This is a genomic window from Streptomyces pratensis (assembly GCF_016804005.1).
In the GTDB taxonomy this organism is placed as follows: domain Bacteria; phylum Actinomycetota; class Actinomycetes; order Streptomycetales; family Streptomycetaceae; genus Streptomyces; species Streptomyces pratensis_A.
Window position 1 is genome coordinate 7,732,212 of sequence record NZ_CP051486.1, and the last position, 13,132, is coordinate 7,745,343.

General features: G+C 70.3%; 12 protein-coding genes. 5 read left to right on the plus strand and 7 right to left on the minus strand.

Annotated elements, in window-relative coordinates; all coding sequences use genetic code 11:
- Positions 1 to 298: 298 nt before the first annotated feature.
- A complete protein-coding gene (locus HED23_RS32495; RefSeq protein WP_203186890.1) occupies positions 299 to 1,525 on the plus strand; it encodes a cytochrome P450 in 1,227 nt (408 codons plus the stop codon).
- Positions 1,526 to 1,576: 51 nt separating this feature from the next.
- On the opposite strand, the gene HED23_RS32500 is transcribed toward HED23_RS32495, so the two are convergent.
- From HED23_RS32500 to HED23_RS32525, 6 genes are all read right to left on the minus strand, one after another.
- Positions 1,577 to 2,842, minus strand: coding sequence for a cytochrome P450 (locus HED23_RS32500; protein WP_203186891.1), 1,266 nt, complete (start codon positions 2,840 to 2,842; stop codon positions 1,577 to 1,579).
- On the minus strand, positions 2,839 to 3,456 hold the full coding sequence (locus tag HED23_RS32505; protein ID WP_203186892.1) for a GTP-binding protein: 618 nt from the start codon (positions 3,454 to 3,456) through the stop codon (positions 2,839 to 2,841). The genes HED23_RS32500 and HED23_RS32505 overlap by 4 nt, the downstream gene beginning before the upstream one ends.
- The gene (locus HED23_RS32510) at positions 3,437 to 3,793 is read right to left on the minus strand and encodes a DUF742 domain-containing protein (RefSeq protein ID WP_203186893.1); all 357 of its coding nucleotides are present in this window, start codon (positions 3,791 to 3,793) and stop codon (positions 3,437 to 3,439) included. Before HED23_RS32510 ends, HED23_RS32505 begins: the two co-directional genes overlap by 20 nt.
- Entirely contained in the window at positions 3,790 to 4,248 is a 459-nt protein-coding gene (locus HED23_RS32515; protein WP_238442197.1) for a roadblock/LC7 domain-containing protein, read from the minus strand. The genes HED23_RS32510 and HED23_RS32515 overlap by 4 nt, the downstream gene beginning before the upstream one ends.
- Positions 4,249 to 4,329: 81 nt before the next feature.
- Positions 4,330 to 6,132 (minus strand): sensor histidine kinase, encoded by a 1,803-nt coding sequence (locus HED23_RS32520; RefSeq protein WP_203186894.1) that lies wholly within the window; start codon positions 6,130 to 6,132, stop codon positions 4,330 to 4,332.
- Positions 6,133 to 6,736: 604 nt separating this feature from the next.
- The gene (locus HED23_RS32525) at positions 6,737 to 8,149 is read right to left on the minus strand and encodes a helix-turn-helix domain-containing protein (protein WP_203186895.1); all 1,413 of its coding nucleotides are present in this window, start codon (positions 8,147 to 8,149) and stop codon (positions 6,737 to 6,739) included.
- A gap of 394 nt (positions 8,150 to 8,543) precedes the next feature.
- Between HED23_RS32525 and HED23_RS32530 the strand changes: the two genes are divergently transcribed.
- Positions 8,544 to 9,287 carry a DUF4232 domain-containing protein gene (locus HED23_RS32530; protein ID WP_203186896.1) on the plus strand — a complete coding sequence of 248 codons (744 nt, stop codon included), beginning with the start codon at positions 8,544 to 8,546 and terminating at the stop codon, positions 9,285 to 9,287.
- A gap of 104 nt (positions 9,288 to 9,391) precedes the next feature.
- On the opposite strand, the gene HED23_RS36160 is transcribed toward HED23_RS32530, so the two are convergent.
- Positions 9,392 to 10,144 carry a GbsR/MarR family transcriptional regulator gene (locus tag HED23_RS36160; protein WP_203186897.1) on the minus strand — a complete coding sequence of 251 codons (753 nt, stop codon included), beginning with the start codon at positions 10,142 to 10,144 and terminating at the stop codon, positions 9,392 to 9,394.
- Positions 10,145 to 10,390: 246 nt separating this feature from the next.
- Here HED23_RS36160 and HED23_RS32540 point away from each other — a divergent pair, with 246 nt between their 5' ends.
- Genes HED23_RS32540 through HED23_RS32550 form a run of 3 tightly spaced genes read left to right on the plus strand, consistent with a single transcriptional unit; the run spans position 10,391 to position 12,856 of the window.
- A complete protein-coding gene (locus tag HED23_RS32540) occupies positions 10,391 to 11,059 on the plus strand; it encodes a DUF4097 family beta strand repeat-containing protein (RefSeq protein ID WP_203186898.1) in 669 nt (222 codons plus the stop codon).
- A gap of 43 nt (positions 11,060 to 11,102) precedes the next feature.
- Positions 11,103 to 12,074 carry an ATP-binding cassette domain-containing protein gene (locus HED23_RS32545; RefSeq protein WP_203186899.1) on the plus strand — a complete coding sequence of 324 codons (972 nt, stop codon included), beginning with the start codon at positions 11,103 to 11,105 and terminating at the stop codon, positions 12,072 to 12,074.
- Positions 12,071 to 12,856 carry an ABC transporter permease gene (locus HED23_RS32550; protein ID WP_203186900.1) on the plus strand — a complete coding sequence of 262 codons (786 nt, stop codon included), beginning with the start codon at positions 12,071 to 12,073 and terminating at the stop codon, positions 12,854 to 12,856. Before HED23_RS32545 ends, HED23_RS32550 begins: the two co-directional genes overlap by 4 nt.
- The last annotated feature ends 276 nt before the right edge of the window (positions 12,857 to 13,132 follow it).

Here is a 13,132-nt window from a genome sequence, read left to right on the forward strand (position 1 = left end):
AACCGGCTGTTCCTCGTCGAACTCACCGCCCGCGCCCTGAAAGCACGGAATGGGGCATCGGGGCATCGGTACACCGTGCTTCTTGCCCCTTCGGGCACGGACGACAGCCCCGCAGCACCCCTCTTCGACGGGATGCGGGGCCGTCCTCCGTGTGCCCGCGACGTGCGGGCGCCGACCGCCGTGGAATTCGTCAGCAGAGAGCTGTTTTCAGCCAACCGGGGCGCCGATGAGGCTGTCCTGTCCGGCAGTTGATCAATAGCCTGGTCCGGCAGATCACCTGCTGATCCAAGGGAGTCCCATGTCCACCGCGCCCAGCGTGCCCGACATCCTTTCGCCCGAGTTCGCTGCGGACCCCTATGCGGCCTACCGTGCGATGCGCGAAACCGCGCCCCTCTTCTGGCACGAAGCCACACAGAGTTACGTCGTCTCGCGTTACGAGGACGTCGAGCGCGTCTTCAAGGACAAGAGCGGCGAGTTCACCACCGACAACTACGACTGGCAGATCGAACCCGTGCACGGGAAGACGATCCTCCAGCTCAGCGGCCGTGACCATGCCGTGCGCCGCGCCCTCGTCGCGCCTGCCTTCCGCGGCAGCGACCTGCGGGAGAAGTTCCTGCCGGTCATCGAGCGCAACTCTCGGGAGCTCGTCGACACCTTCCGTCACACCGGCTCCGCCGACCTGGTCACCGACTACGCCACCCGCTTCCCGGTCAACGTGATCGCCGACATGCTGGGCCTCGACAAGGCCGACCACACCCGCTTCCACCGCTGGTACACAGCCGTCATCGCCTTCCTCGGCAATCTTTCGGGCGACCCCGCGGTGGCCTCGGCAGGTGAACGGACCCGCGTCGAGTTCGCCGAGTACATGCTGCCGATCATCCGTGCGCGCCGTCAGAACCCGGGCGACGACCTGCTGTCCACCCTGTGCGCCGCCGAGGTCGACGGCGTGCGGATGAGCGACGAGGACATCAAGGCGTTCTGCAGCCTGCTGCTCGCCGCGGGCGGCGAGACCACCGACAAGGCCATCGCCGGCATCTTCACGAACCTGCTGCTCCACCCCGACCAGCTCGCCGCCGTCCGCGCGGACCGTGGGCTGATCCCGCAGGCCTTCGCCGAGACCCTGCGCTACACCCCGCCCGTCCACATGATCATGCGGCAGTCCGCGACCGAGGTGTCACTCAGCAGCGGTACCGTACCCCCGGGTGCCACCGTCACCTGCCTGATCGGCGCCGCCAACCGGGACGAGAACCGCTACCGCGACCCCGACCGGTTCGACATCTTCCGTGACGACCTCACCGCCACGACCGCCTTCTCCGCCGCGGCCGACCACCTGGCCTTCGCGCTCGGCCGCCACTTCTGCGTCGGCGCCCTGCTCGCCAAGTCCGAGGTCGAGACCGGTGTCAACCACCTGCTCGACGCCATGCCCGACATGCGCCTCGCCGACGGCTTCGACCCCGTCGAGGAGGGTGTCTTCACCCGCGGGCCGCAGTCGGTGCCGGTGCGGTTCACCCCCGTGACCGCCTGACCGGACGGCACGCCGAGGCGGTGGGCCCCCACCGGGGGCCCACGTGCCGGCCTACTGAACCACGGGCGTGAACCGCACCGGTAGCGCCGTCAGCCCTCGCATCCAGATCGACGGACGCCAGGCCAGCTCCTCCGGATCCACCGCCAGCACCAGGTCCGGCAGCCGCTCCAGCAGCGTCTCCACCGCTGTCCGCGCCATCACGTCCGCCAGCAACGGGGCCGGATAGGGGCAGCGGTGCTCGCCGTTGCTGAACGACAGGTGGGCGGCGTTCTCCGCGCCCACGTGTGCCTCCGGCCAGATCTGCGGATCGGTGTTGGCTCCGGCCAGCCCCAGCACCAGGCAGTCACCGGCCCGGATCTGCCGCCCGCCGAGCTGGGTGTCACGCACGGCCCAGCGCCCGATGAAGTTCTGCGTCGGCGTGTCCAGCCACAGCGTCTCGTTGAGCGCCTCACCCACGCTGAGCCGGCCGCCCGACACGTTCAGGGCGAACCGCTCGTCCGTCAGCAGCAGCCGCAGCGTGTTGCAGATCCAGTTCGCCGTCGGTTGCTGTGCCGCGGCGATCACCGAGGTCAGATCCTGGACGACCTCCTCGTCCGTCAGCCCCGCCGGATGCAGCAGCATGTGTGAGGTGACGTCCGGACCGGGGCTGTCCCGCTTGTCCTTCACCAGCTGCCGCAGTCGCTCGCCCACGCGCGCGTACGCCGCCACCGGGTCGTCGCCCTCCGCCGCGTCCAGCGAGATCCGCAGGTCGTCGACCAGTTGCCGGGTGTCCTCGCCCGAGGTCGGCATCCCGCACATCTGCACCACGGCCCGCATCGGCAGGGCGTGCGCGAAGCCCGACATCAGCTCCGCCGTGCCGCTGCCCGCGAAGTCGGCGATGAGCAGGTCGGCTATCTGCTGGCAGTCACGGGCCAGTTCGAACTGGTCGACCTCCTCCAGCGCCTGAGTGATCACCCCGGCGCGCCGCCGGTGCTCGTCGCCCTCGGTGAACAGCACCGACGGCTGGTACCCGACGAACGGCATCAGCGGCCAGTCCGGCGGGATGTTCGGCCACTGGTGCCAACGCCTTGAATCCCGGGCGAACAGCTCGTCGTTGTCGGTCACGTACATGACCTCTGAATACCCGAGCACCAGCCAGGCCGGGACGTCACCGTCGAGCAGCACCGGCGCGACCGCGCCGTGCTCCCGGCGCAGCGCGCGGTACAGCTGCGACGGGGTCTGCTGGTACTCGAGCCCTCCCAGGCGCAACGCGTCCGAGGCGTGAGCGGGGCAGCCCGGCGGAGCCGGGTACGCGGAAGAGGAACCAGGGTCGGTCACGGTGTCGCCTCCTGGGCCATGGCCAGTTCGTAGAGGTGGTCCACGAGGGTGATCAGCACGTTCTTTCCGGACTCCCTGACCCGCGCGTCGCAGTCGACCATCGGCACGCGCTCGGGCAGTGCGAGCGCCTGCCGGATCTCATCCAGGGAGTGCCGGACGCCGTCGTCGTCGAAGCGGTTGACGGCCACCACGAACGGCGTCCGGTGATGCTCCAGCCGGTCTATCGCGTACCAGGAGTCGTCCATGCGGCGCGTGTCCACGAGTACCACCGCGCCCAGCGTGCCCGAGAAGAGCCTGTCCCACAGGAACCAGAAACGTTCCTGGCCCGGTGCGCCGAACATGTACAGCACCATGCGTTCGTTGAGACTGATCCGCCCGAAGTCGAACGCCACCGTCGTGGTCGTCTTCGTCGCCACGTCACCGGTCTCGTCGACGCCGACTCCTGCCTGCGTCATGACCTCCTCGGTGTTCAGCGGCCGGATCTCGCTCACCGAGCGGACCAGGGTCGTCTTGCCGACACCGAATCCGCCGACGACGACGATCTTCAGGCCGGTCTCCGCCGCGTCGGCCAGAGGCGTGCGGTGGGAGGGCAGGTCAGAGATTGCGGAGCCCATGGAGCACCTCCTTGAGAAGATCGGAATCGGGGAGCGAGGCGGCCGACCGTGCGGGCGGCGGATGGCGGGCGGTGATACGGCCCGTGTCGAGCAGGTCGCCGAGCAGGATCCTCACCACCGTGATCGGCAGTTTCAGTTCCGCGGCGATCTCGACCACGGCCGTCGGGTGCGCGCACAGCTCCAGCGTCCGGGCGTGCTCCGACTGCATTCCGGGCGTGGGCCGGCACTCGCTGACGACGAGGGTGACCAGGTCGAAGAAGTCGTCGGCACGGCTCCGCCCGCCCGTGACCGTGTAGAGCCTGTCGGGATTCCCGGTGTCCACGGGCTTGCGGGTCACGACGCCGGACTTTCCCGCACGAACGATCGGGGCTCGGCTCGCAGGTGCTCGCCGATCTGCTCGACGAGCTCGGTCATCTGGTGTCCCACCACGCCCGGGTCGGCGTCCTCATCCGCGATGACCGCGAGATGCGCCCCTTCGCCGGCTCCCACGATGAACAGCAGGCCTCCGTGGAACTCGGTCATGGAGTGCCGGACCCCGCCGGTGCCGTCCCCGAACTCCATGGAAGCGCCCTGGGCGAGTGCCTGGATGCCGGAGCAGATCGCTGCGAGCTGGTCGGCCCGGTCGAGCGTCAGGTGCCCGGTCCAGCACAGCTTGAGGCCGTCCCTCGACAGGACCAGGGCGTGCCGGGTGCCGGGTGTGCGCTCCACAAGGCTCTGCAGGAGCCAGGTGAGGGTGTTGTCGGTGGTCTGCATGCTGGGTGACGGGACGGTGGTGCCCGGCTGACCGGTCACCGGCCCGTTCCTCCAATCTCACGAACTCGAGCGGGGAAGTGTGCGCCCGGGGCCCCGGGCGCACCACGGGGAGCGCGTCGGTTACGGGGCGGCGGGCGGTTCGGACCCGGGCCGGGCACCGGGGCCGGTGGTGCCGCTTCCGGACCGGCGTCCGCGGTGGAAGGCGCCGAACCGCGAGCCCGCGTCCCGTTCCTGGTGTTGCTGCGGCTGGCGGATCTCCGCCGCCTCGGACGCCAGCCGGCGCTGCTCGCGCTCCTGCTCCGCCTCGGCCATGGTGCGGCCGGGAGGACGGACGGGCAGTCCGTTCGGCGTGGAGCGGGCGGGCTGCCGGTCCCGCCCCGGTTCGGGCAGCTCCGGCCGGGCGGCGGGACGCTCCGCGAGGGCGGGGTACGGGACGACGCCGGTCGCCGGAACCGGGGCGGAGGGAGCCGCCGGGGCCGGGGGCGCGGCCGGAGCGGGAGGCGCGGCGGGGGCGGGACCGGGGGTGGCCACGGCCGCGGCGGCCGGACGGCGGGATACCTCGCGCGGTGCCGGGTCACGCTGCTGAGCGAGCAGCTGCGGGGGCAGCAGGACGACGACGCCGGTACCACCGTGTGAAGAGGGGCGGTAGTTGACGCTGATGCCGTGCTTCACCGCGAGTCGACCGACCACGGTGAGGCCGAGCCGGGTGCCCTGCAGCGACGCGAGGTCGGTCATGCGGCCGGCCACGGCCTCCTCGGCGCGGCGCATCGCCGCACCGGCCATCTTCAGACCGCTGTCCTCGATGGTGACGACGATGCCTGCGCTGCGCTGGTCCACGTAGACGTTCACCACGTCGATGGGCGGGGAGAAGTTCGCCGCGTTGTCCATGAGTTCGGCGAGCAGGTGCATGACGCCTTCGGCGGCGAAGCCGGCGATGGCGGCGTTGGTGGAGCAGTGCAGTCGCACCCGCTGGTAGGCGGCGATCCGGCCGACGGCGCCGCGCAGGATGCTCTCCATCACGATCGGCTTGTTCCAGGCGCGGCTGGACCGGCCGCCCATGAGCAGCGCCAGGCGGTCGGTCATCAGGCCGAGCTGGGAGGTGCTGTGGTCCAGCTTCAGCAGGTCGCCGAAGACCTCCTCGCCGTGGCGTTCCTGCATCTCCCGCAGGTCGGCGAGCATGCTGACGGATTTGGCCTGGACGCGGCCCAGCGCCTTGGCCGAGGCGGCCTGCGCGGCGGCGGCCCGCCGTTCGCTGCGGGCGAGTTCGCGGACGAACGATTCGGCCGGGATGCGGATCAGGGGCAGCGGCGGCAGGTCGATTCCGGCGAGCACCGTGGCGGCGGACCGGCCCTCGCGCAGTTGGGCGACCGCGGCGGGCAGCGTCTCCTGCACGAGCCGCTCCAGCTCGGCCGTCATCCGGTCCAGCTCGTGCTGGACCTGCCGGCGCGCGCTGTCCAGGGCGACCGCGTGCTGCGCGCCCTCCTCGATGGCGGTGGCGAAGATGTACGCGACCCTGCGCAGCTGCGGGTCGGACGGAACCAGGGCGCTGTCCAGCGCGACGGCGGCGCTCGTGCCGTCCTGCAGCCGCTTGGCCACGGCCGGCAGCGTCACGTTGACCAGGTGCGCGCTCTCCGCCGACAGCCGTGCCGCCTGCGCTTTGAGGCCGCTGTTCTCCATGTTCTGCGCGGCGACCGTGCGCCCGGCCCGATGAACGAGCCGACGGCCGGCAAGGACCGCGACCGCCACGCACACCCAGGCGGCCGCGGTCACGGTCAGCGTCCAGGTACGGGCTCCGGACGGCGCCAGGACGACAGCCACGCCGGCGGCGGCTGCACTCACCGCCAGCGCGGTCAAGGAGACGGCCGGCGAGATGTTCGGCACCTTCGGCGATCGGTGCTGACTGGGCGGTGCAGGCACTGGCATTCCGCGGTCCCTCGGTCAGTAAAAAACATGAGAAACGGGACGGCCGACACACGGCGGCCGCAGGTCGTGAAGGCTGTCGCCGAAAGGGGACGGTGATCTTCCGACCGAGTACGGCTCATGCTAGCCATCCAACTGGGCCGGAAAATATGACTAACTGCCCAGTACTCCGATGACTCAAGTTTGACGCGAATACTGCGCACAGGGAATTCGCCGTGGTAGGTGCTGCACCATTCAACCCGGCCAACACGGACACCTGCGCAGATGCGGAGTTGATGAGGCGTCGAGTTGGTGCAGGTTATTGAGCCTCAGGCACATCAATGCTTCACACCGACAACTGGTTTTGCGCCAGCTGTAGCGCGAGCGACCTGAATGCGATGCGTCCACGAGTCCGATTCCCGCCCGCACGAAGCAGCCCGGAGCAGTGACGGAGAGGAGGCCGGAGGCGAGGCCACCGCATACGACGCAGGCCCTCACCGATGTCCCCGGCCTCCGTCCCCTGTGGACGTGGGCCGGATTGCGACGGCGGAGGGGGCGCCAGCGGGTCCACGCAGCCCGGCCTCGCAGCCCGGCCGGCGAACGGAGCAGCCCCGCGCCGTCGGCTGCGTCAGTACTCCTCCGGGACCCACTGCGCCGTGTCCGACCGGTAGTAGTACGCCGGCCGGGTGGTGAGACTGCTCGTACGGAACGGCTTGCCCCGGTCGTCAATGCGCAGGGTCCCGCTCCTGCCGCCGCTGGTCCACTCCAGCTCCAGGTACCAGGTCACGTCGTGCCCCTCCACGTGCGCGTCGATGTGGAACACCTCGACATCGGTGGAACTCACCCGGTACGGGAAGTCCTTCGCGGGGACGGTCACACCGGCGTCCTCACCCGCGACGGGCTTCGCACGCGGCCGGCTGTCGTCCAGGTCGATGTCGAAGCTCTGCGGGGTGATTCCTCCCCCGCAGCCGTTCCCCATCGAGTACGCGGACCGGGCGAGGGCAGCGTTGCGCCCCAGCACCCGCACGTGCAGCCCGTTCAGCACGACCGCCTCGTCGGACGCCCCCTGGAGGGTGAGTGCGAGCTTCATGGCGCCCCCGTCCACAGCACCGAGGGAGCGTGCCCAGGGGCGGGTGTCCAGGGGCGGTGTCGGCGGCGGCGGCACGTCGTCCGGCTCCTGGTCGAGGAGGTAGTACTGCCCGCAGGGCGACTCCCAGTTGTACGAACTTATGGTCGCGTGCACGGGCACGCCGCCGTCGCTCACCGGCTCCTTCGATGACGGCGAGGGCCTGGCGGAGGGGCTGCTCCCGGCCGACGCCGAAGCTGTCGCACCGGTCGTCGCCGGCGCACCGGCGCTCTTGCTCGGCTTCACGGACGCGCTCGCGCTCACACGGCCGCTGGGGACGACCGGCGCGTGGCTGGGCACCGCCTCCGTCCGTCCGTCGTCGTCGGCCGGTCCGTCGTCACCGAGGACGTGCACGGCGAGGGCCGCGGGCACGGTGAGGGCAACGACAGCCACCGCGGTGAGCAGGACGCGCAGCCTCCTGGTGGTACGGCGGCGCGGAGGGGGCACGGCGCCGGACCGCGCACCGTCGGGTGTCACGTCCTCCACCACCGATTCCGGCGCGGGCTCCGTTTGCGGCCCCGGTTCTGCTTCCGCTTCGGTCCGCTCCGGTGCGGCGGGCGGGGTGTCGGCAGACGGGGTGACGGCAGACGGGGTGACGGCGGCCTCGGCCCCAGGCACACGGGGCCGGGGGGCGGCAGCCCCGCCGGCCTCCGGCTTCCGCGCCCCCCGTCGCTTGGCCTCGTCGGCCAGGATCCACTTGCGGTGCAGGGCCATCAACTCGTCGGAGGACGCCCGGCACACCCGCGCGAACCGCTCGACGGGCGCGTAGTCATGGGGGACGGCGTCACCGTTGCAGTACCGGTGCACGGTCGAGGTGCTCATGTGCAGCTTTTGGGCGAGCGCCCCGTAGCTGAGACCGGACCGGTCCTTCAGCCCCCTGAGCAGCGCCGCGAAGTCCTGGATCTCTGTGCCCACCCCGACCGTTCCCTTCATTTCCTTCCCGGAACGGCGTCCCAGGGAAGTGATGTCCGCGCAGGTCAGAGTGCATGCGAGCGTTCCAGCGTCCCATATGCCACGGCAACCGTTGCGACCGGATTCCGGGACTGGAAAGGATGTGGACACACCGCGGCGTTCCCCGCGACTCGTACATCCCACCCTCACTCGTCCCGGGAGCCGCCGTGCGTACTCGACCTGAACTCAGCCTGACCGACGCGGTCGCCGCAGGAGTGCTGATCGTCTGCATCGCAGTCGTCATCACGCTCCTCCAGGGCCTCTGACCACACGTCACCGACCAGTACACCCGCCCGCACCACAGGGCGCCAAAACGGCGCCCCGGGCATCGACACCTTCGAACGGGGAGAACCACCTCATGCGTAACCTTCGCTTCCGCCGCGCCGCCCGCACGTCCGTCCTGGGCACCGCCGCGCTGATCGCCGCCCTGTCCCTGACGGCATGCCAGAGCGGCAGCCCGGCACCCGTGGACGACGCCGCGGGCTCGGTATCCCATAGGCCGGCCGGAGGCACGTCGGCCGCCCCGGCAGCAGACACCGGAGAGGGGACGGCCGGAGATTCGGGTAACTCCGGTTCCGGTTCGGGCAACGCCAAGGATTCCGTTTCCTCCGGCTCGAAGCCCGCCGCCGAACAGCCGCAGAACAGCGGGAGCAACGGCGAAGGCAGTGACGGCAACGGCTCCCTGCCCACCTGCACCGGCGCGAACACCAAGCTCACGATGACGAGCGTCCCCCGCCCCGTGAACCACATGCTGCTCACGGTGACCAACACCGGCTCGAAGGCCTGCTACGCCTACTCCTACCCCTTCCTGCGGTTCGGCGAGGCGCAGTCCGTCCCCCGGAGCGTCGAGGAGAGCAAGCCGCAGTCCGTGGTCGTCATCGCCCCCGGCGAGTCCGCCTACACCGGAGTCATGACCTCGTCGGCCGACGGCAGCGGCACGGGCGGCTACTCCACCAAGGACCTGGCCGTCGGCTTCCAGGACGCGAACGCGGCATCCGCCGGCCGGACGGTGAGCGTCCCCCTGGACAAGGAGGTGTACGTCGACAGCACGCTGGCCGTGACCTACTGGCAGACCGGCATGGATGACGCCCTCATGTACTGACCGTCGCTCCGCAGCCGGATGAGGGCGTGACACCGAAGCCCCGGTGCCACGCCCTCATCCGGCTGTCCTGCTGTCGTCCGGCTGTCCTGCTGTCCGGCTGTCCGTCAGCCGTCCCGCCGTGGCTCGGCGGCGCTCCCCGGGTCCGTTTCGACCTTGGTGTGGAGGACTGCGCGGGCCTGCTCGGCGGCGCGGGTCATGTTCTCGGAGACGAAGTCGAGGAAGCGGGCGACGTTCTCCAGGCGGGCGGCGGCCGGGGTACCGGGGCCGAGGACTCCGACACCCTGCCGCGCGGTCTCTATGACCTGGGTGGTGGCGCGGGCGCTGGCGATCATCGCCTGGTACCAGACGTCGTCGTCCACGACGTAGCGGTCGCGGCGGCGTTCGTCGCGCTCCCGGCGGATGAAGGCCTGGCTCTCCAGGTACGCGATGGCCTTGGAGACGGACGCCGGGCTGACCTGGAGGCGCTGGACGAGTTCGGACGCGGTGAGGCTGCCCGCGTCGGTGATGGTGAGGCAGGTCAGGACCCGGGCCATCATCCTGGGCATACCCGATTGCATCATGACGGTGGTGAACACCTCCTCGTACTCGCGCACGGCCTCGGCATCGCGTCCGTGGGCCTGGGGGAGCCCGTCCGCCTCCTGGCGCGTGGCCTGCTTGCGGCGGTGGGCGCGGTGTTCGGTGGCGCGGTGGGCGAGGTCGGCGCGGTAGGCGGTGGGGCCGCCGTTCCGCATCACCTCGCGCGTGATCGTCGAGGTCGGCCGGTCGAGGCCCCTGGCGATCTCCGCGTAGGGGAGGCCGTCGGCCAGTCCCAGCGCGATCTGCTGGCGTTCCTGCTGAGTGAGTCTGCCTCCCGGCATCGCGATCTCCCCTTCGTGGTTCCGTGACGCCCTCAGCATAGCGTTCACCCACAACCTATTGCAACGAACGGACCCAAGCCTGTTGCATTAGGCTCGAAATCATTGCAACAAATTCACCCTGTTGACCTGCACTTACTGCACCCCTTACGCAACGAGCTTGTTGCCAACACTGTGAACGCAACGTAGCTTTTCCATCATCGGAAACAGCGGGCCGCAGGGTCCGCACCGCAGATGAAGGAGCACACGATGCAGAAGTTCGACACCCCCGCCGCCGTCCGGGCCATCCTCGACATCCCCGCGGGACGCATCCAGTTCATCGCCGCCGACCGCACCGACACCACCGTCGAGGTCCGGCCCGCCAACCCCGCCAAGAGCCGTGACGTGAAGACGGCCGAGCAGACCGAAGTCACCTACGTCGACGGCCTCCTGCGCATCCAGGCTCCGGAAGTGACGAACCGGGTCCTCGGCAACTCCGGTTCCGTCGAGGTCACGGTCCAGCTGCCGGTCGGCTCCAGCGTCGAGGCGAAGGCCGCCGCGGCCGAGTTCCGCGGTGTGGGGCGTCTCGGCGACGTCGGCTTCGAAGGCGGCCACGGCTCGGTCAAGCTCGACGAGGCGGACAGCGCCCGCATCACCGGCCTCGACGCCACCATCACGGTCGGCCGCCTCAACGGGCCCGGCGAGATCACCACTCAGCAGGGTGACGTGAACATCACCGAGGCGGTGAGCGGCACACTCACCCTGGCCACCCAGCAGGGCGACATCACCGTCGGTACCGCCCGCGGCGTCTCCGCCTCCCTGGACGCCGGCACCAGCTACGGCCGGATCACCAACACGCTGAAGAACACCGGCGGCACGCCCGGTCTGACCATCAAGGCCACCACCGCCCAGGGCGACATCGACGCCCGCAGCCTCTGACCCTCACGGCCCACCGACCTCACAGACTCCCAAGGAGCATCCCATGACCGATCCGGCCATCGCGGCGAACGGGCTGCGCAAGTCCTACGGCGACAAGACCGTCCTCGACGGCATCGACCTGACCGTCCCCGAGGGCACGGTCTTCTCCCTGCTCGGCCCGAACGGGGCCGGCAAGACCACCGCCGTCAAGATCCTCTCCACACTCGTCACCGCCGACGCCGGGGAGCTGCGGGTCGGAGGCCACGACCTCGCCACCGACCCGCAGGCGGTGCGTGCCGCGATCGGTGTCACCGGGCAGTTCTCCGCCGTGGACGGGCTGATCACCGGCGAGGAGAACATGCTCCTCATGGCCGACCTGCACCACCTGTCCAAGGCCGAGGGGCGGCGGGTCACCGCCGAACTCCTGGAGCGCTTCGACCTGGTGGAGGCGGCGAGGAAGCCGGCCTCCACCTACTCCGGCGGCATGAAGCGCCGCCTCGACATCGCCATGACACTGGTCGGCAGCCCGCGCATCATCTTCCTCGACGAGCCGACCACCGGCCTCGACCCCCGCTCCCGCCACAACATGTGGACGATCATCCGCGGCCTGGTCTCCGACGGCGTCACCGTCTTCCTCACCACCCAGTACCTGGAGGAGGCCGACCAGCTCGCCGACCGCATCGCGGTCCTCAACGACGGCAGGATCGCCGCCGAAGGCACCGCCGAGGAGCTCAAGCGGCTGGTCCCCGGCGGACACATCCGGCTCCGCTTCTCCGACCCGGCCGCCTACCGGTCCGCAGCCTCCGCGATGGGCGAGGTCACCAGGGACGACGAAGCCCTCGCACTCCAGATCCCCAGCGACGGCAGCCAGCGCGAACTGCGCTCCATCCTCGACTGGCTGGACTCCGCAGGCATCGAGGCCGACGAATTCACCGTGCACACCCCCGACCTCGACGACGTCTTCTTCGCCCTGACCGGCTCCACCGTGCCCGCCCAGGCCACCCAGGCCACCCAGCCCAAGGAGAACGCCCGATGAGCTCCCTCTCCCTCGCCGTACGCGACTCGTCCACGATGCTGCGCCGCAACCTCCTGCACGCCCGGCGCTACCCATCGCTCACCCTGAACCTGCTGCTCACCCCGGTCATGCTCCTGCTGCTCTTCGTCTACATCTTCGGCGACACCATGAGCGCGGGTATCGGCGGCGGGGACCGCTCCGCGTACATCGCCTACATCGTCCCCGGCATCCTCCTGATGACCATCGGCTCCACGACGATCGGCACCGCGGTCTCCGTCTCCACCGACATGAGCGAAGGCATCATCGCCCGCTTCCGCACCATGTCCATCCACCGGAGCTCGATCCTGTTCGGACACGTCGTCGGCAGCGTCCTGCAGACGATCATCAGCGTGGTCCTTGTCGGTGCCGTCGGTGTGGCCATGGGCTTCCGCTCCACCGACGCCACCGTCCTGGAATGGCTGGCGGCGTTCGGCCTGCTCGCCCTCTTCACCCTGGCCTTCACCTGGATCGCGGTCGGCATGGGCCTGGGCAGTCCCAACGCAGAGGCCGCCAGCAACAACGCCATGCCCCTGATCCTGCTGCCGCTCATCTCCAGCGCCTTCACCCCGGTCGACTCGATGCCCGGCTGGTTCCAGCCGATCGCCGAGTACCAGCCCTTCACCCCCGCCATCGAAACCCTGCGCGGCCTGCTCCTCGGCACGGACATCGGCAACAGCTGGTGGATCGCCCTCGCCTGGTGCCTCGGCCTCACCGCCCTCGGCTACCTCTGGTCGAAGGCGCAGTTCGACCGCGACCCGAAGTAGTCGCCATGGCACCGCGGGCCGCATCCCGCCCCTCGTACCGCCCCCAGGGCGGCGCACTCCGACACCGGGTCGGCGTACGCCGACCCGTCGGCGTACCCGGCCCTCGGCCGACAGGCCCGTCGATCCACGACACCCTCCGCGGTCAGGCCACCGCCGAGGAACCGGTCGAGCACACGGCCGGCACGGAATCGTCCGCCGGCCGGCGCCGAGGCAGCTCGGCCGACCCGCTCGTCCCGAAGCCGGGGGCCTTCCGTCGCTGTACCGCCGCAGCTCATC